General features: G+C 37.8%; 1 protein-coding gene. It reads left to right on the top strand.

Features of this window, described 5'->3' with window-relative positions:
- Positions 1 to 105 precede the first annotated feature (105 nt).
- Positions 106 to 436 (top strand): PTS transporter subunit IIC (locus tag A5294_RS06505; protein WP_304438624.1); only part of this gene is annotated, 331 nt, incomplete at its 3' end.

The following is a 436-nucleotide window of genomic DNA, read 5'->3' as shown; positions in this document are numbered from 1 at the left end:
AGATGTGTATAAGAGACAGTTTGCGAAGTTTGTAAGATATTTTTTGCCGCCAATAATTGCGTAAGCCGCTCAAACTATATCGATTAATATGGTAAGGAGAGTTACGTGGACGGCATTCTGTCAGTACTGCTCGATATTTTCAGACAGCCATCTGTTATAGTTGCGCTTATTTCCTTTATTGGGCTTGCAGTGCAAAGAAAGAAATTCTCGGATATTTTGCAAGGATCAATCCGTACCCTTGTTGGTTTTCTTGTTTTAGCAGCTGGTTCTGGAGTTATTACTGAAGCGTTGAATCCATTTGGCAAAATGTTTCAATACGCATTTCATGTGCAAGGCGTAGTGCCGAATAATGAAGCAATTATTGGAACTGTTTTATTGAAGTATGGCTCTGAATCTGCGCTTATTTTCTTCTTTGGAATGATTGTTAATATTATTC

This window comes from Gardnerella sp. 30-4, from assembly GCF_001641215.1.
Taxonomy (GTDB): Bacteria; Actinomycetota; Actinomycetes; order Actinomycetales; family Bifidobacteriaceae; genus Bifidobacterium; species Bifidobacterium leopoldii.
The sequence above is the reverse complement of the archived record's forward strand: the minus strand, read 5'-3'. Positions and strand labels throughout refer to the sequence as shown.